This is a genomic window from Umezawaea sp. (assembly GCF_057122925.1).
In genome coordinates this window covers 24738-42297 of sequence record NZ_DBNGPQ010000048.1, presented here as the reverse complement: position 1 = coordinate 42297, position 17560 = coordinate 24738, and the positions used below count along the sequence as shown (strand labels likewise).

The following is a 17560-nucleotide window of genomic DNA, read 5'->3' as shown; positions in this document are numbered from 1 at the left end:
ACGGAGCACCCCGTCCGTTTGGCTAAAGTGAGAACGGTGACGGCCCAAGTGGTAGCGAGCCTCCGCTCGGACGCCCGCGACAACCGCCTGCGGGTGCTGGCGGTCGCCCGCGCGGCCTTCGCCGCCGACGGCCTCGACGTGCCGATCCGGGAGATCGCCCGGCGCGCCGAGGTCGGTGTCGCGACCGTCTACCGGCACTTCCGGAGCAAGGAGGCCCTGCTCACCGAGGCGTTCGCCGAGCAGATGGCCTCGTGCTCGGCGATCGTGCGGGAGGGGCTCGCGGCGGCCGACCCGTGGAGCGGCTTCTGCCTGGTGGTCGAGGGGCTGATGGAGGTGCACGCCCTCGACCGCGGGTTCGCCCGCGCGTTCACCTCCAGGGTGGACCGCGCGGTCGACTTCGTCGCCGAGCGCGACCGCACGCTGCGGCAGCTGTTCGAACTGGTGCGGCGCGCCAAGGAGGCTGGCTCGCTGCGGGGCGACTTCGTGGTGGAGGACATCAGCCTCGCGCTGATGGCGAACGAGGGGATCCGCGCCGAGTCGCCCGCGATGAGGGTGGCCGCGTCCCGCCGCTTCGCGGCGCTGATGATCCAGTCGTTCCAGGCCGACCCCGTCCCGGCGGCGCTGCCGCCCGCGGTCCGGCTGCCCCTGTCCAGGCCCTAGCCCTCGTCCATGACCACCGGGTCGGCCCAGTCGTCGTCGGGGTCGGCGACCGCCCGCCGCGCCGCCGGTCGCTGCTCGTGGACGGTCCGCGGTCGGACCGGGTCCGGCGCGTCGGAGGTGCCGCCAGGGGGCTGGGGGAACCGTTGCCTGGCCTCCGACACCAGCAGGTGCGTGCTCGGGTCCTGCGGGCCGACGGTGTCGACCATCGCCTGCCGCAACAGGTCCGGGATCCGCGCCTGGGCCCGGCGGACGCAGTCCATGATCTCCGCGGCGATCCGCGGCAGCGGCTCGGGGCGCCGGCGCTCCCGGAGCACGAGGTCGGTGATCAGGCCGCTGGCCGACACCGTCACCTTCACGGTGCCGTCCCCGGACGACTCGGTGATCGACGTCCGCGCGAGGCGCTCGTGGAGCCGCCGGTAGCGCACCGCGTTCTCGGCGACCTGCTGCTCCCAGCCCGTCACCCACCACCTCCGAGCGCGAACGGACGTGTCCCCCTGAGCGTCGCGCACCCGGCGGCCCTTGTCACCGCGCCCGAACGGATCAACCCCGAGCGCCTTCTGCCCGATCGCGGTCGAGGTCCGTCTCGAATGGACGGAAGGGCGCGGGAGGCCGGTGATCACTGGGCCGAACGCCGAGAACTCGCCCTCTGCGGTCCTCCCGCTGCGCGTACGTTGGCCTGATGAGCGACGTGTACCCGCCGTTCCGCCGGGGGACCGGTGACGACGAGCCCGCCGTGACGACCAGCGACCGAGACCCGTTCCCGCCCACCGCCGACCGCCGGTCCGGTGCTCGCACGGCCGCCGTCGTGCTCTGCGCGCTCCTGCTCGTCCTCGGCTCGGTCCTCTCGGCGGCGGGGTCGGTCGGGCTCTGGGCGGACACGACCCGGCGGGACGCCGACGGCTTCCTTGCCACCGGCTCGAAGTCGTTCCGCACCAGCGGGTACGCGCTGTCGTTCGGCACCGTCGACATGCGGTGGACCAGGACCGGGGTGACGATCGGGCACGACTGGCTCGGGATCGTGGAACTGCGGGCCGACCCCGACGTGTTCGTCGGCATCGGGGCCGCCGCCGACGTGGCCGACTACCTCTCCGGCGTGGCCTACGACGAGGTGCGCACGAACGGGGCGGACATCGGCTACCGGCACCGGGAGGGCGGCCCGGCGCCGAGCGCGCCCGCGGCCAGGCCGATCTGGGTCGCGTACGGGACCGGAACGCTGGCGTGGCAGGCGGAGGAGGGGGAGTGGGCCGTCGTCGTGCTGAACCCGGACGGGTCGCGGGTGGTCGACACCCGGCTGTCGGCCCGTGCCAGCGTCCCCGCGCTCGGGCCGACGGCCGCGGCGCTGCTGCTCGGCGGGGTCCTGGCCGTGTTCCTGAGCGGGGTGGTGCTGGTGGTGGCCGTGCTGCACACGTTCCGGCGCGGCACCGCGGGGTGACCGCCCGCCCCCAGTCCGAACCGGACGGGCCGCCGACGAGGTCCAGCACGGTGGCGCGCTCGCGGGCACTGCTCCGCGGTCGCCCCGACCTGCTCCAGGGTCGCCCGTCCGGGTCCGAGCAGCGCGGTGACGGCCGGGGCGAGGACCCGTTCGGGATCGTCGACGCCCGATCGGGGGTGGGGGTCCGCGGTGGCCACCGGGAACCGGGGGACGAGGGGCCGCGGGGCGAACGCCGGGTCGACGAACGGCCAGTCGGTCCTGGCCAGGTCGTTCGCCCGCCAGATCGGCGGGAACCGGCGCATCACCGCGTCGGGGCACGGGGCGTCGAGCAGCCCGGCCGAGCGGGGGTCGTCGGGCAGCGTCGCTGTTCTCCATCGCGTCCAGCGCGGCGCCGAGCGCGCTGCCCGGCTCCCGCGGCCCGAACGCGGCGCGCCGTCTCGGCGGGCGGGTGACCTGGGCGTCCACGTCGTCGGTGCGCCGGCTCAGCGGCACGGTCGGGTCGTGGTCGGCGAAGGCGAACACCCACATCGAGCGGTCGGGCTCCAGCAGCGTGGCCGCCCTGTCCGGGTGCGAGCCCGGCGGGTGTGCCGGGGTGCTCGAACGCGGCGACCATGAAGCCGAGGCGTTCCGGGTACCGCTCGTGCGGGCCGAACGCCAGCGACCGGACCGTCGAGCGCAGCCCGTCCGCGCCCACCACCAGCTCGAAGCGCTCGGTGGTCGAGGTGCGCGCCACCGCGCCCCGCAGCGTCACGTCCACCCCGCCCGGCCCGGTGCAGCCGCCCCGCCGTGGCGATCCCGCTGATGCCCGTCCCGACGACCAGGACCCGCTCGCGCTCGTTGTCGCTCATGCCGTCGACCACACTGACCGGATCGGTCATCCGGTCAGTCGGGGGCGTGGGTCACTCGCGGTGAGTGGTGTCACGAGAACGGGTGAATTCCACGGTGTGCGGACTGGTCGAGGGGGCCTCGGGTATCCGTGCCCCCAGGGAAGTGCTTCGACCGTCCGAGGAGTCGCCATGCTCGACGAGATGCTGGACCTGGGTGACCGGCAGTTCGACACGAGGTGGCGCGGCTACGACCGGGACCAGGTCGACGCCGCGCTCGCCGCCGCCGACCGGGACGTCGACCTGGCGCGCTCCGACCGCGACGCGGCGCTGGCCGCGGCGGAGGACGCGACCCGGCAGCTCGTCGCGCTCCGCGCCGAGGCCGTCCGGACCCGGCTCGCGCACACCGGAGGGCTGCTCCGCCTCGCGAGGCTGATCGCGGTCGTCGTCGAGACCGCGCACCGGGAGGGCGCGTCGCGGTCGCCGAAGCACGAGGCCCCGGCCGACGTGCCGGCGCCCCGCCGGTCCGGGACCACCGCGCCCCGCCACGCCCTGCGCGCCGACCGGGTCCATCCACATCAGACGGACGGGGCCCCGGTGCTCAACGAGACCAGCCGGTCGTAGGAGCCGTTGAAGGTGTTCTGGTCCAGCGGGGTCGAGCTGTACTGCCAGATCGTGTGCACCTCCCACGGGTGCGGCAGCGCGCCGACCTCCTCGGAGTACTTGGCCACCCACATCGGGTTGGTGCCGCTCAGGTCGCCGAGCCGCCCGGTGCACTGGTTCCACCAGTTCGTCGACGTGTAGATGACCGGCCTGCGGCCCGTCCGGGCGAGGTAGGTGTCGCTGAAGCTCGTGATCCACTCCACCATCTCCTCCGCGGACAGCTCGTAGCAGGTGCTGCCGTAGGGGTTGTACTCGACGTCGAGCGCGCCGGGCAGCGTGCGCCCGTCCGCCGACCACCCGCCGCCGTTGTCCACGAAGTAGTCGGCCTGCGTGGCGCCGTCGGACCGGTCGGGCAGGGCGAAGTGGTAGGCGCCCCGGATCATGCCCACGTCGTACGAGCCGTTGTACTGCTGCGCGAAGGAGGGGTTGAGGTAGCCGGTGCCCTCGGACGCCTTGACGTAGGAGAACCGCTTGCCCTCCTCCCAGTGCAGCGGCCAGTCGACGTCGCCCTGGTGGCTGCTGACGTCGATGCCCTCCACCACGTCCTGCGAGGACGGCGTCACGGACATCGACGTGTCGCCAGGACCTTCGTGCCGGGCGATCTGCGACCCCGCGTAGTGGTCGGCCGACCCGGCGGGCAGGACGGTCTCCGCGCGGGCGGGAGCGGTCGTGGTGAGCAGTACCGCGGTGATGGCGACGACGCTGACGCGGGACGTCGGCCTCGGTGCGCCGGATCGGATCGACACGTGGCCTCCTTCTCCTGGTGGCGGCTCGCCCCAGCGGCATGGTCCACTGTGGAGGGAGCCGGTGGGGTGCGTGCGTTCGGTGGGGGCTACCCCCGCCCCGACGCCGGGGAAACCCACCGTCGTGCGGTCGACCCTGCCGGGTGACGTGCGAGGCGGTCGTGGGAGCACGCCGTGACCGCGACCGCCGCTGCCGCTCGCCTGCCGGGTGATCGTCCCCGTTCGGGGTGAGCCCACGGGTCCAAACATCCTCGCGGCGTTCGTCCGCCCAAGTGATGAACCCGTTGCCGTACGGGCACTTCCGCCGCCGTTCGGGTCTACCGTGGACAGGTGAGGATCTGGGAGTGCTTGGCGAAGCTGGGTGTGCTGTCCCTGCTCGGTGGTTTCGTGCTGGCGGGGATCATGTTCCCGGCGGTCGGGGCCGTCGGGGTCGTGTCCAACCGCATGAGCGACCAGGTGGACAGCATCTCGACGGTGCTGGTGGAGACGGACCCGCCGCTGATGACCACGATCACCGACAGCGGCGGTGAGCCCATCGCGTACCTCTACGACCAGTACCGCGTGCTGACACCCGCGGCCATGATCTCGTCGGCCATGAAGGACGCGCTGACGTCCGTGGAGGACCGCCGCTTCTACGAGCACCACGGCGTGGACTGGCTGGGCACGCTGCGCGCCGCCGCGACCAACCAGGCCAGCGGCACCGTGTCGCAGGGGGCGTCCACGCTCACCCAGCAGTACGTGAAGAACTACCTCGTGCACGTGGTCGCGCGGAACAACAAGGCCGAGCAGCAGAAGGCCCAGGAGCAGACCATCGCCCGCAAGGCGCGCGAGGCCCGCATCGCGATCCAGCTGGAGAACGAGCTGGACAAGGACGAGATCCTGGCGCGCTACCTCAACGTGGTGCCGTTCGGCTCGACCATCTTCGGCGTCGCAGCCGCGTCGCAGGCCTACTTCGACACGACGCCGGACAAGCTGACCGTGCCGCAGGCCGCCGTCCTGGCGGGGATGGTGAACAGCCCGTCCGCCCTCGACCCCGAGGCCTACCCGGAGAAGGCGTTCAAGCGCCGCAACGACGTGATCGACATGATGGTGGACAACGGCAAGCTCGCGCGCGCCGAGGCCGACGCCTACCAGCGGGAGCCGATCGTCCTGCGGCAGCCCGTGCGGACCCTGCCCAGCGGGTGCGTCGGCGCGGGTCCCGAGTACGGGTTCTACTGCTCGTACGTGGTGAACTACCTGACCGAGTCGGGGTTCAGCCTGGAGCAGCTGAAGACCGGCGGCTACACGATCAGGACGCCGCTCGACCGCACGATCACCCAGCACGCCAAGCTGGCCGCCGAGGAGCAGGTCGCCAAGGACACCCCCGGCATCGCCAACACCATGGCGGTCGTCCGGCCGGGCAAGGACAACCACGAGGTCGTGGCGCTCGTGGCGAACCGCGACTACGGCCTGAAGGTCGACGCGAACCAGACCCAGTTCGACCTGCCCAGCGGCGTGGAGAACAAGTTCGGCGCCGGGTCCGTCTACAAGATCTTCACCGCCGCCGCGGCGATGGAGAAGGGCCTGGGCATCGAGAACACGATCTCCACGCCCAGCCGTCACGTCTCCGCGGTCTTCAAGGGCGGGGCCGCCGGGTGCCCGGCCACGGGGGAGCCGAACACCCGCTGGTACTGCCTGGAGAACAACACCGACCGCTACCCGCAGCAGATGACGTTGCAGACCGCGCTCGCCACGTCGCCGAACACCGGCTTCGTGATCCTGGAGGAGCAGGTCGGCCTGGACAACGTCGTCGACATGGCGTCGCGGCTGGGGATGCGGCGGACCATGGCCACCACGATCGCCGGGTACGAGCCCAACCCCACCGCCGAGCAGAAGGACCTGCGCGTGTCGCAGGCCGAGTTCTACAAGGCGAACGGCAACGCGTCGTTCACCCTCGGCCCCGCTCCCGTCAGCACGCTGGAGCTGGCGAACGTCGCGGCGACGCTGATGAGCGGCGGCACGTGGTGCCCGCCGTCGCCGGTCCGCGAGGTGGTCGACCGCAACGGCGAGCCGGTCGAGGTCACCCGAGCCCCGTGCGAGCAGGTCGTGGCCGAGCCGCTCGCCAACGCGCTCGCGGTCGGGCTCAGCAAGGACGACCAGGGCAGCGGCACGTCCGCGGTGGCCGCGCAGCAGGTCGGGTGGGACAAGCCGATGCTGGGCAAGACGGGCACCACCGAGGACTACAAGTCGGCCGCGTTCGTCGGCGCGACCGCTGACTACGCGGGTGCCGTGCAGACGTTCAACGACGGTCCGGAACCGCGCGGCATCTGCGTGACGGGCACGCCCCGGCTGTGCGCGGAGGGCGACATCTACGGCGGCACCGTGCCCGCGCGGACGTGGTTCTCGACGATGGTGAAGGTGCACGCCGAACTGCCGCCCAAGCCGATGCCGCCCGTCGAGGAGCGCTACGTCAAGGGAGGGCCGGAGATCCGGATCCCCGACGTCGTGGGCAGCGGCTCGGACAACGCCCGCGCCGCGCTGGAGAAGGCCGGGTACCGGTTCGCCGTGCAGACGGTGAACTCCTCGCAGGCCAGGGGGACCGTCGTCGCGCAGTCACCGCGCGGCACCGCCCTCACCGGCACCACCGTGACGCTGTCGATCAGCTCGGGCTACGTGCCGCCCCCGCGCCCGGCCGAGCCGGTCGAGCCGAGCACCACGGCGACCACCGGCTCACCACCCGCGCAGGCGGAGTCGTCGACACCGCCGCCGGAGGTCCAGCAGGAGCAGGCACCGGTGGTCACCCCGACGGGATGAGGGCAGCCGACGTCGTCCGTCCCACATCGCGCTGACGGGGGCGGGCGGCCGGCACGACGCCGAGCAGGACCAACGGGAACCCCGGCACGTTCGTCGTCGTGGGTTCCACGACCCGCGCCGCTGATCTTCACCACGGCGACCACCACCAGCCCGACGGCGACGGGGAGACGGGGAGCACCGGGCCGCGCCACGGCCGGAGCCGGGTGACCCGCCCGCCGACCACCGAGGTCGGCGGGCGGATCGCCGCCGCGATCCGTGGACTGCGGTCACCTGGTGCGGGTACTGATCTGTCATGACCGGTCCACGACACGTCGAGGCGGGCGCCCCACCGCTGCGGCGGAGGTTCAGCAGGATCCAGTTGCTCGCGCTGGTCGCGGGGCTGTGGCAGGTCGCGGCGGGCGCGGCCCACCTGCTGCCCCTGCCCACCGAGGTGCAGGCGTTGCAGGTGTGCACCGGGCTGGTGGGTGTCGCGCTGTGCGGTCGGCACCACCACGCCCGGCTGTACGGGGTGGCCCTCGCGCTCGTCTACGGGCGGCTGCTCCTGGACTTCGCCTCCCCGCTCGTGTTCGACCTGCCGACACCGGAGGGGCTGGCCTACGCCCGCACGGCCGTCTCGGGACTCCTGATCGCGCTGGTGCCCGCGGGCCGGTCGGCACCGCGGAGGTGAAGGGGCGCAACCGTTCCGGGCCGCGTCGGCCGCGACCCGGAACGGCGGACTACCGACCCCTCGCCGAGGTCCCGCGCGCGGGGGAGCGGACGGCGGGCGCCCTGTCGTAGGCGTCCACCACCTCAGCCGCGACGCGGTCCCAGTCGTAGCGGGCGTGCACCCGGTCCGCGCCCGCGATCGAGTACATCTCGCGCCGCGTGCCGTCGGCCAGCAGGCCGCGGAGCACGACCAGGAGTGCGCGCGGGTCCCTCGGCGGCACCAGCACCCCCGTCACGTCGTCGACGACGACGTCCTTGAAGGCACCCACGGCCGACGCGACGACCGGGACGCCGCAGGCCATGGCCTCCAGCGCCGCCGAGCCGGACGGTTCGTACCAGGACGGGCACACCACCACGTCGGCCGACCGCAGCAGGGCGGGCTTCCTCACGTGGTCGACCCGACCGGTGAACGTGACCCGGTCGGCGACCCCGAGCCCGCGGGCGTGCAGCACCAACCGCTCCACCTCCGGGTCGCGCCGGGGATCGGTGTGCCGGATCGGGCCCGCGATCACCAGTTCGGCGCCGGGGAGCCGGGGGAGGACGCTGATCGCGGTCTCGAACCCGCTGTGCGGCGCCACGTCGCCCAGCGCCAGCAGGCGGTGCCGGGCACCGCCGCGCATGGCCGGGCCGTCGGGCTGGAACAGCCGGGTGTCGACGCCGCGGGGCACGAGCGACACCCGTGACCGGTGCACCCCCATCCGGATGAGGTCGAACACCTCCTCGGCGCTGCCCGCGAGCACCCGGTACGCGGCCGCGCCGACCAGCCGCTCGATGGTGGCCCGCCCCGGCGCGGCCGTCTTCCGGAAGCGCTGCTCCACGACGCCGAGGCCGTGGAAGGACTGCACGAGCGGAACGCCGCGGCCGTCGGCGACGGCGAGCCCGGACGTCCAGGAGTGCAGGTGCACGACGTCCGGTCGCCGGTCCCTCCACTCGTCTTCGAGGAACGCCCCGAACTCGTCGAGGTGCCCCAGCAGGTCGGCCTTCGACAGCGGTGCGTGCGGGCCCGCGGGAACCCGCACGACCCGGTACCCGTCCACCTCCGTCGTCCCCTGGCCGGACGGGGACGTCCGCCGCCGGTAGAGGGTCACGTCGTGGCCCTGCCCGCTCAGCGCGCCGGACAGCTCCGCGATGTGCCGGTTCCGGTCGTCGGACTCCGCTTCCCATGCCGTCGCCACCATGGCCACCCGCATCTCAGCGGCCCTCTGCGAAGGCTGGGGACGTGTACGCGTCAGTCATCTGTTCTGCTCCTCGGACAGCCTGCGACGCCCCGTGCCCGACCGCCGTCACCGACCAGGCTGGGCCGGGTCCGGAACGGGGGAGGAGGGGCGATCGCACGGCGCACGACGGCGCGAGGTGTTCCTGCTCGGCACACATCGCCACCACGTACGCCCGGTGGAGTGCGCGCCGGCTGTTTGACGCACAGGGGGATTACCCGTGTGGACTCAGCGTAACCGCCGCCGCGCGAACCGTCGAGCGTTCATGATCAGCCACCTCCGCCGAGGCGCTCGTCCAGCACGACCGCGTGCCGCGTGGGACGTTGGTCCGAACGGCTCAACGAGGTGGAGGAGGTCGCGGTGCCGATCTACGAGAAGACGATCGAGGTCGACGTGCCGGTGTCCGTGGCGTACGGCCAGTGGAACAAGCCGGAGTCGTACTCGCGGTTCATGTCCGGCGTGGAGCACGTGACGGAGCTGGACGCAGACCACACGCACTGGATGACCGGTTTCGGCGGGTTCCAGCGCGAGTTCGACGTGGAGATCGTCGAACGGGTGCCGGACGAGCGGATCGCCTGGCGCGCCACGGCGGGGGCGCACCACACCGGCTCGCTGACGTTCACCGCGCTCGGCGAACGCCGGTCGTGCGTCGACCTGCGCCTGGACTTCGAGCCGGACGGCGCGCTGGAGGTGCTGGGTACGACGGTCGGGGTCGTCGGGGCGCGGCTCCAGAGCTACCTCAAGGGGTTCAAGAGCTACATCGAGCGCCACCACGTCGTGGACGCCTAGACGATCTTGGCGTGAAAAGCGGACAAAGCGGGTAATTGGTCGACATGACCAAGGGACGAGTGGCGGTGTTCGCACCGTCTCCACTGCTGACGGTGACGGTGGAGGACCTGGACGGGACGCCCGACGTCCACGTCCACGCGGGCGGGCAGGGGGTGTGGCAGTCGCGGATGATCGAGTCGCTGGGTGCCGAGGTCGTGCTGTGCTCGGCGCTGGGCGGTGAGACCGGCCAGGTGCTGCGGCACCTGATCGGGGTGGAGCTGCGGGTGCGCGAGGTCGCGGCCCGCAACGGCGCGTACGTGCACGACCGGCGCGACGGCGACCGCGACCAGGTGATCCGGATGCCCGCGGACGTGCTGACGCGGCACGAGCTGGACGACCTGTACGAGATGACCCTGGTCGAGGCGCTCGGCGCGGGGGTGGCGGTGCTCAGCGGGCCCGCCGAGGAGGACGAGCCGGTGCCCAGCTCCGTCTACGAGCGGCTGGCCAAGGACCTGGGCGCGCACGGCTGCCGCGTCGTGGTCGACCTGTCCGGGGATCGGCTGGCCGCGGCGCTCGCGGGCGGCCCGGAGGTGGTGAAGGTGAGCCACGAGGAGCTGGTGTCCGACGGGATGGCCGAGTCCGACTCGCTCCCCGACCTGGTGGCGGGGTGCCGCGAGGTGGCGGCGTTCGGCCCCCGCGTGGTCGTGGTGTCGCGCGCCGCCGAGGCCACCCTGGCGCTGGTCGACGACCGGTTCTACCTCGTGGAGTCGCCCGCGCTGAGCCCGGTGGACACCCGTGGCGGTGGTGACTCGATGACCGCGGGGCTCGCCGCGGGCCTGGCGAACGGGCTGTCCGTGGAGGACGCGATCAAGCTCGGGGCGGCGGCGGGCGCGGTGAACGTGACCCGGCACGGTCTGGGGTCCGGCAGCGGCGACGTGGTGCGCGAGCTGGTCGGCCGGGTCGTGCTCGAACCGTGGGAGGACGCCGCGTGAGGGTCCTGATCACCAACGACGACGGCATCGACTCGCCGGGCCTGCTCGCGCTGGCGCGCGGGGCGGTCGAGCACGGGTGGACCGCGGTGGTCGCCGCGCCCGTCCAGGAGGCCAGCGGCACCAGCGCCGGACTGACCGCGGCGCAGGACGACCGGCGGATCGAGGTCGAGCGGCGCGTGCTGCCGGACCTGCCGGACGTGCCCGCGCACGCGGTCTCCGCCCACCCCGGCCTCATCGCGCTGGTGGCGTGCCAGGGGGCCTTCGGGGACCCTCCGGACATCGTGCTGTCCGGGGTGAACCGCGGCGCGAACGTCGGCCGCGCCGTCCTGCACTCCGGCACCGTCGGCGCGGCGCTGACGGCGTCCATCAACGGCGCGCGCGCCATGGCCGTGTCGCTGGACGTGGGGCTGGACGCCGATGTCGAGCACCACTGGGCCACGGCCGTCGCGGTGGCGTCCGAGCTGTTCGACCGGCTCGCCGCGCTGCCACCGGGCAGCGTGCTCAACCTCAACGTTCCCAACCGCCCCGAGGTCGGTCCGCCGGAGAGGGCGGGCCTCGCCGACTTCGGCGCCGTGCGGAGCAAGCTCCACGACACCGACGACGGGTCGATCAGCCTCGCCGCCGTGTTCGTGGAGGAGGAGTTGCAACCCGGCAGCGACGCCGCCCTGCTGGCCGCGGGCCACCCCACCCTCACGCCGCTGCGCTCGGTGTCCGAGGACCCGGACGTGGAGGTCTGAGGTCGTCGGCCACCAAGCGAACACCCCGGCGCGGCTCTACGGTGGGAGGACAGCACGGGAGGTTCGTCGTTGGACAGTCGTTGGGAATACTTGGCCCTGCTGCTCGCCTGCCTGCTCGTGACCGCGCCGCTGGAGTTCCGCGGTGCCGGGGTGTACCGCCGCCCCGCCCGGCTGGCCCGCGCGGTCCTGCCCGTGGTGGCCGTCTTCACCGCGTGGGACCTCGCGGCCATCGCCAGGCAGCACTGGGACTACAACCCCGAGTTCGTCACGGGGGTGCGGCTGCCGGGGGCGTTGCCGCTGGAGGAGCTGGTGTTCTTCGTCGTGATCCCGATCTGCGCCGTGCTGACCTACGAGGCCGTCACGGCGCTGCACGGTGAGCGGCCCGCGGTGGACCGGAGCGTCGAGGTGGAGCGAACGTGAGAGGACGCCCGTGGGCAGGGAGTACCTGGTAGCGGCGCTGGTCGCCGCGGTCCTGACCGTGCTCGTGGAGTTGGTGGTGCTGCGCACCGGGTTGTTCCGCCGCAAGGCGTACTGGACCAGCATGGGGATCGTGTTCGCCTTCCAGGTGCTGGTGGACGGGTGGCTGACCAAGCTGTACGCGCCGATCGTGCTGTACGCCGACTGGGCCATCAGCGGGGTCCGCGTGCCCTGGGACATCCCGGTCGAGGACTTCCTGTTCGGGTTCGCCATGGTCACCCTCACCCTGCTGCTGTGGGAGCGGGCGCGGGAGACCACTACCCCTGAGGAGCGGGGACGATGATCGGACGTGACCGCAAGGCGGTGCGCGTGCCGGGGCCGGCAGGCCGGTTCGCGTTCGAGCACGACGCGCCGGTGGTCGGTGTCGTCGGCGGCGGCATCGCGGGCCTGGCCGCCGCGACCATCCTCGCCGAGCGCGGGGCGCGGGTCGTGCTGTGGGAGCGCGAGGACTACCTCGGCGGCCGGGTCGGCGGGTGGGCGACGGAACTGGCCGACGGCAGCAGCGCCACGATGACCCGCGGCTTCCACGCGTTCTTCCGGCAGTACTACAACCTGCGGTCGCTGCTGAACAGGGTCGACCCGGCGGGGACCGCGCTGGTCGGGCTGCCGGACTACCCGCTGTGGCACGCGAGCGGGCACCGCGAGGGCTTCGCCGGGCTGCCCCGCGCGGTGCCGTGGAACGCGACCGCGTTCCTCTGGCGCAGCCCCACCTTCGCGTGGAGCGACCTGCCGTCGGTGAACACGCGCGCGGCCCTGCGGCTGCTCGACGTGTCGGTGCCGCGCACGTACGACGAGCTGGACGACATCGACGCGGCGACCTACCTCGGGCACGTGCGGTTCCCGCGCGCGGCGCACGCGCTGGCGTTCGAGGTGTTCTCCCGCAGCTTCTTCGCCCACCCCAGCCGGATGTCGGCCGCGGAGCTGGCGACGATGTTCCACATCTACTTCCTCGGTTCGGCCGAGGGCCTGCTCTTCGACGTGGCGGCCGACCCGTTCCCGCACGCGCTGTGGAACCCGCTCGGCCGCCACCTCGCCGGGTTCGGCGCCTCGGTGCGCACCGGGACCCCGGTGGAGGGCGTGGAACCGGGGCGGCACAAGCGGTTCAGCGTCCGGGTGCCGGGCGAGTCCGTCGAGGTGGACGCGCTCGTGCTCGCCGCTGACGTGGCGGGGCTGCGCCGGATCGTCGCCGACTCGGCGCCGCTGGGCGACGCCGGGTGGCGGAGGTCCATCGCGGCGCTGGAGACCACACCGCCCTTCCTGGTGTCGCGCTACTGGCTGGACCGGCCCGTGCGGGCCGACCGGCCGGGGTTCCTCGGCACCAGCGGGTACGACCTGCTCGACAACGTGTCCGTGCTCAACCACTACGAGCACGAGGCACGGGCCTGGGCGGCGCGCACCGGCGGTTCCGTGGTGGAGCTGCACGGGTACGCGCTGCCCGCCGACGTCGACCAGGGCACGGCCCGCGCGCGGCTGCTGGAGCAGCTGCACGTGGTCTACCCGGAGACCAGGGGCGCGGGGATCGTGGACGAGCGCCACGAGCTGCGGGCGGACTGCCCGCTGTTCCCGCCGGGCGGGTTCGCCGACCGGCCGACCGTGCGCACCCCGGACGACTTCCTGGTGCTGGCGGGTGACCTGGTCCGCGTCGACCTGCCGGTGGCGCTCATGGAGCGCGCGGCGACGACGGGCTTCACCGCGGCCAACGAGCTGCTCAGCCGGTGGGGTGTGGCCGGGACTCCACTGTGGACGGTGCCGACCTCCGGCCGGGGGCCGCTGCTGCGGGCCGCGGCGCGGCGGTGGGGCCGGGACCCGGTGCCCGCTCGGTCGGGCGGACGTGCGGTGGTGCGAGAGGGGTAGCCGCCGGAGCGGTGTCGGCGCGCCGCCTGCGGGGACAGCCGGTGGCGCGCCGAGACGGTGTCGGGCGCCCGCTGGTGGGATGGCGGGGAGGTGTTCGGTGGCCCGTTGGGGCCCGGGTGCCCGCTGGTAGGTCAGCCCAGAGGTGTTCGGTGGCCCGCTGGGGCTCGGGTGCCCGCTGGTGGTTGGCCGGGGGTGGTTCGCTGAAGCCGGCCGTGTCGGTGTGCCGTGGGTGGGGTCAGCGGGAGGTGTTCGGTGGCTCCCCGGGCGGTGTCGGGTGCCTGTGGCTGGGTCAGTCGGAGGTTGGTTCGCTGAAGCCGGCCGTGTCGGTGTGCCGTGGGTGGGGTCAGCGGGAGGTGTCCGGTGGCTCCCCGGACGGTGTCTGGTGCCCGCTGGTGGGTCAGCCGGGGTGGTTGGCCGGGGCCGTGCCGGTCTGCCGTCGGTGGGGTCAGCCCGGACGTGTCCGGTGGCTCGCCGGGGCGGTGCCGGGTGCCCGTGGGCGGGGTCAGCCGGGGAGGTGTCCGGTGGCGCGCAACGCGTAGCGGCGTTCGGCGTAGGCCATGTCGTCGCGCCACAGGCGTTTCGCGGCCCAGCGCATGAGCGGTCGCAGCGCGGGTGCGGTGGAGCGGGCCACGGCGAAGCCGCGGCGGGAGGAGTGGGCGATCGTCGCCTCGACCACGGCGGTGCGCGCGGCGCCGTCCGGACCGGGAGCCAGGGGAGTGGCGTGGGTCTCCACCACGCTGCCCTTCCCCTCACCCTCGACGATGTGCATCACGATCGTGCGCGGCTCGGGGCAGGTGAACGCGGCCACCACCGGCACGCCGACCCGACCGGCCAGCCGGAACACCACCTCGACCAGGAACGTGTCGTCCTCCTCGGTCGGGGTCTCCAGCACGCTCAGGTTCGCGAACGAGTAGGGGTGGAACCACGCGCCGTGCCACGGGTCGAGCCGGTTCGCCACCACGTCCTCCGGCTCGCAGCGGCCGACGACGGTCGCGACCGCCTCGACCGACCCCGAGGGCGGTCGCACGGGCAGCACGGGTTCCGGCAGCGGCTCCTCGCCGCCGACCTCGTCCAGCCGCACCCACGCCAGCACCCCGTCGTCGTGCGCGGGGTACGGGCTCCAGGAGCCGAACCTCCGGCCGTTCAAGGCCAATCCGTGCCACCGGCAGACGACCTCGCCGCGGTGCACGGCCCCCTCGCACAGCGGCGCGCCCAGGTGCGGGCACGCCCCCGGCCCGGCGAGCAGCTCGCCGTCGGCACCGCGCCAGACGACCACCTCGCGGCCGGAGACGGTGCGCCCGAACGGTTTGTCCGCCGTCACCTCGCGGCTGGCCCCGATCACGAACCAGTTGCCCGACGGCCGCGCCAGCGCGCGCTTGAGCGAGGCCTCGATCAGCGCGGGCTTCGCGGCCCGCCACGTCGGCTCCTGCTCCGGCCACGGGCGGCTGTCGAACAGGCGCAGGGGGATGCGAACGGCCATGCAGGGCTCCAGGGGGCTCAGGCGGACCGGGCCAGGACGGACCTGGCCAGTGCGGGCAGGGCTATCGCCAGCCTGCTGCGGCCGGACACGACGACGCGGCCGGACAGCACGTCGTGGTCGGCCTCCTCGATCAGGTCCAGGATCCGGCCGTACAGGCGGAAAGCGGTGCTCACGCAGGGCCTCGACCGCGGTGCCAGCATGGCGATGCCCGGCTCCGCCTCGCGGTACACCGCACGGGTGCGCGCGACCTGGTGGGCCAGCGCGCGCCGGATGCGGGGATCGGTCCTGCCGGTCCGGCGGGCGTGTTCGAGCATCGGCCGGTCCACGTCGAACGCCGCCAGCTCGTCCAGCGGCAGGTAGACCCGGCCCCGGTCCAGGTCCTCGCCCACGTCGCGGAGGAAGTTCGTCAGCTGGAACGCCACGCCCAGCGCCGCGGCGGCCGGTTCGGCCTCCTCGCGCGGCACGCTGGTGCCCAGCACCGGCAGCACCTGGAGGCCGATGACGGCGGCCGACCCGTGCACGTACCGGGCGAGGTCGGCGTAGGTCGGGTACTCCGTCACCGTGAGGTCCATCCGCATGGACGCGGTGAAGTCCGCGAAGTGCTGGTGGTCGATGTCGTAGCGGCGCGCGGTGTCCACCACCGCGGCGATCACCGGGTCGTCGCTGGTGCCCGCCGCCAGCCCGCTGGTCAGCCGGTCCTGCACGGCGGACAGCTCCGCCGCGCGCTCGGCGGGGGAGCGGCCGTCGTGGACCTCGTCCACGATGTCGTCCGCCCACCGCGCGAACCCGTACAGCGCGTGGACGGCGGGCCGCTGCTCGCGCTGGAGCAGCCTGGTGGCGAGGAAGTACGTGCGGCCGTGCTCGGCGTTGAGCCTGCGGCAGCGCTCGTAGGCCAGGCGCAGCCGGGGATCGGTGATCCCGGCGGCGTCGAGTTCCCGGTGGACCGACATGGGGGCGCGAATCCTTCCGAAGACGTCGGGAGCCACCGTATGGCCCGTGGGGCTTCTCCGCACGACGGACGTCGTCGTCGTGCGGATCCGGTGCGGCACTGCTTAGCTCGACGGGCCACCCGTCGATCCCAGGAGGCGATGATGTCGCTGGCCCCCGACGCTCCAGCGGGCCTCCCGCCAGGGGTCCGAGGCGGCGCGCCTGCCGACGTCGGCGCGTTCCGCTCGCTGCACGCCGAGCTGGTGTCGTTCCTCGACGGCAGGCCGAACGCCGACCTCGCGCCGGAGCTGGTCGGAGAGCTGAGCGCGCTCGTCCTGCGCGGCGGGAAGCGGCTGCGGCCCGCGTTCGCGTGGTGGGGCTGGCGGGCCGCGGGCGGCGACGCCGACGGTCCCCGCGCCAGGACGACCGTGCGGGCCCTCGTGGCGCTGGAACTGCTCCAGGGCTGCGCGCTGGTGCACGACGACGTGATGGACCGGTCGACGACCCGGCGGGGCAGCCCCACGGCGCACGTCGTGTTCGCGACCCGCCACCAGCGCGCGCGCTGGGCGGGCGAGAGCCGCCTCTACGGCGACTCCGCCGCGATCCTCGTCGGTGACCTCGCGCTGGCCTGGGCCGACGACGCGCTCGTCACCGCGGGCCTCGACGGTCCCGCCCTCGCACGGGCCTGGGTGCCCTGGCAGGCGATGCGCACGGAGATGATGGCCGGGCAGCACCTCGACCTGCTCGCCGGTGCCCGCCGCGAGGAGTCGCTGGAGCAGGCGCTGCGCGTGGCGCGCTACAAGACGGCCGCCTACACCGTGGAACGGCCCCTGCACCTGGGCGCCGCGCTCGCCGACTCCCCGCCCGACCTCGTCGACGCCCTGCGGGAGTTCGGCCGCGACATCGGGGTGGCGTTCCAGCTCCGGGACGACCTGCTCGGCGTGTTCGGCGACAGCACCGTCACGGGCAAACCGGTCGGCGACGACGTGCGGGAGGGCAAGCGCACACCGCTGATGGCCGTCGCGATCGGACTGGCCCGCGCGTCCGGCCGCGACGACGCCGTGCGGCGGCTCAGGTCGTGCCTGGAGGGCCGGAACCTCACCGACGGGGCGCTGGCCGAGGTCCGCGAACTGCTGCACGACCTGGGCGCGGTGGGCGCCGTGGAGGAGCAGATCGCGGTGCTGACCACGAGCGCCCTGCACGCCCTCGACCAGACCACCATGACCGCGTCCGCCCGAACCACCCTGCGACGGCTGGCCACGCAGGTCACCGCGCGCCGACGGTAGGAGAA

General features: G+C 73.6%; 17 protein-coding genes. 12 read left to right on the top strand and 5 right to left on the bottom strand.

The features are described 5' to 3' along the window. Positions 1-36: 36 nt before the first annotated feature. Positions 37-660 (top strand): TetR/AcrR family transcriptional regulator, encoded by a 624-nt coding sequence (locus AC156L_RS10075; protein ID WP_330874236.1) that lies wholly within the window; start codon positions 37-39, stop codon positions 658-660. On the opposite strand, the gene AC156L_RS10070 is transcribed toward AC156L_RS10075, so the two are convergent. Further along, positions 657-1121: a YbaB/EbfC family nucleoid-associated protein gene (locus tag AC156L_RS10070; RefSeq protein ID WP_330874235.1), complete on the bottom strand. Its 465-nt coding sequence runs from the start codon at positions 1119-1121 to the stop codon at positions 657-659. The genes AC156L_RS10075 and AC156L_RS10070 overlap by 4 nt on opposite strands. A 218-nt stretch (positions 1122-1339) precedes the next feature. On the opposite strand from AC156L_RS10070, the gene AC156L_RS10065 reads away from it, so the two are divergent. Next, a complete protein-coding gene (locus tag AC156L_RS10065; RefSeq protein ID WP_330874234.1) occupies positions 1340-2092 on the top strand; it encodes a hypothetical protein in 753 nt (250 codons plus the stop codon). A gap of 1016 nt (positions 2093-3108) precedes the next feature. Further along, on the top strand, positions 3109-3540 hold the full coding sequence (locus AC156L_RS10060; RefSeq protein WP_330874233.1) for a DivIVA domain-containing protein: 432 nt from the start codon (positions 3109-3111) through the stop codon (positions 3538-3540). On the opposite strand, the gene AC156L_RS10055 is transcribed toward AC156L_RS10060, so the two are convergent. Next, on the bottom strand, positions 3495-4325 hold the full coding sequence (locus AC156L_RS10055) for a lysozyme (protein ID WP_330874232.1): 831 nt from the start codon (positions 4323-4325) through the stop codon (positions 3495-3497). The genes AC156L_RS10060 and AC156L_RS10055 overlap by 46 nt on opposite strands. Before the next feature lie 327 nt (positions 4326-4652). Here AC156L_RS10055 and AC156L_RS10050 point away from each other — a divergent pair, with 327 nt between their 5' ends. Both AC156L_RS10050 and AC156L_RS10045 read left to right on the top strand, forming a co-directional pair. Next, positions 4653-7115, top strand: a complete 2463-nt coding sequence (locus AC156L_RS10050; RefSeq protein WP_330874231.1) for a transglycosylase domain-containing protein — start codon at positions 4653-4655, stop codon at positions 7113-7115. Positions 7116-7407: 292 nt separating this feature from the next. After that, on the top strand, positions 7408-7782 hold the full coding sequence (locus AC156L_RS10045; RefSeq protein ID WP_330874230.1) for a hypothetical protein: 375 nt from the start codon (positions 7408-7410) through the stop codon (positions 7780-7782). 49 nt (positions 7783-7831) lie between these two features. Here AC156L_RS10045 and AC156L_RS10040 read toward each other — a convergent pair whose 3' ends face one another. Further along, on the bottom strand, positions 7832-9010 hold the full coding sequence (locus AC156L_RS10040; protein WP_414719800.1) for a glycosyltransferase: 1179 nt from the start codon (positions 9008-9010) through the stop codon (positions 7832-7834). Between the two features lie 339 nt (positions 9011-9349). Here AC156L_RS10040 and AC156L_RS10035 point away from each other — a divergent pair, with 339 nt between their 5' ends. The 6 genes from AC156L_RS10035 to AC156L_RS10010 all read left to right on the top strand — a co-directional run bounded on the left by AC156L_RS10035 (position 9350) and on the right by AC156L_RS10010 (position 13862). Continuing rightward, positions 9350-9823, top strand: coding sequence for an SRPBCC family protein (locus tag AC156L_RS10035; RefSeq protein WP_330874228.1), 474 nt, complete (start codon positions 9350-9352; stop codon positions 9821-9823). 44 nt (positions 9824-9867) lie between these two features. Then, on the top strand, positions 9868-10794 hold the full coding sequence (locus AC156L_RS10030) for a 1-phosphofructokinase family hexose kinase (protein ID WP_330874227.1): 927 nt from the start codon (positions 9868-9870) through the stop codon (positions 10792-10794). Further along, positions 10791-11531 carry a 5'/3'-nucleotidase SurE gene (gene surE, locus AC156L_RS10025; RefSeq protein ID WP_330874226.1) on the top strand — a complete coding sequence of 247 codons (741 nt, stop codon included), beginning with the start codon at positions 10791-10793 and terminating at the stop codon, positions 11529-11531. Before AC156L_RS10030 ends, surE begins: the two co-directional genes overlap by 4 nt. Before the next feature lie 69 nt (positions 11532-11600). Next, the gene (locus tag AC156L_RS10020) at positions 11601-11951 is read left to right on the top strand and encodes a lycopene cyclase domain-containing protein (RefSeq protein WP_484406766.1); all 351 of its coding nucleotides are present in this window, start codon (positions 11601-11603) and stop codon (positions 11949-11951) included. A 10-nt stretch (positions 11952-11961) separates the two neighbouring features. Further along, positions 11962-12291 carry a lycopene cyclase domain-containing protein gene (locus tag AC156L_RS10015; protein WP_330874224.1) on the top strand — a complete coding sequence of 110 codons (330 nt, stop codon included), beginning with the start codon at positions 11962-11964 and terminating at the stop codon, positions 12289-12291. After that, positions 12288-13862 carry an FAD-dependent oxidoreductase gene (locus AC156L_RS10010; RefSeq protein ID WP_330874223.1) on the top strand — a complete coding sequence of 525 codons (1575 nt, stop codon included), beginning with the start codon at positions 12288-12290 and terminating at the stop codon, positions 13860-13862. Before AC156L_RS10015 ends, AC156L_RS10010 begins: the two co-directional genes overlap by 4 nt. 502 nt (positions 13863-14364) lie before the next feature. Here AC156L_RS10010 and AC156L_RS10005 read toward each other — a convergent pair. Together AC156L_RS10005 and AC156L_RS10000 are read right to left on the bottom strand one after the other, a co-directional pair. Then, positions 14365-15342, bottom strand: coding sequence for a Rieske (2Fe-2S) protein (locus AC156L_RS10005; protein WP_330874222.1), 978 nt, complete (start codon positions 15340-15342; stop codon positions 14365-14367). A 17-nt stretch (positions 15343-15359) separates the two neighbouring features. Further along, positions 15360-16292: a phytoene/squalene synthase family protein gene (locus AC156L_RS10000; RefSeq protein ID WP_330874221.1), complete on the bottom strand. Its 933-nt coding sequence runs from the start codon at positions 16290-16292 to the stop codon at positions 15360-15362. Between the two features lie 141 nt (positions 16293-16433). Here AC156L_RS10000 and AC156L_RS09995 point away from each other — a divergent pair, with 141 nt between their 5' ends. Next, on the top strand, positions 16434-17555 hold the full coding sequence (locus AC156L_RS09995) for a polyprenyl synthetase family protein (RefSeq protein WP_330874220.1): 1122 nt from the start codon (positions 16434-16436) through the stop codon (positions 17553-17555). The last annotated feature ends 5 nt before the right edge of the window (positions 17556-17560 follow it).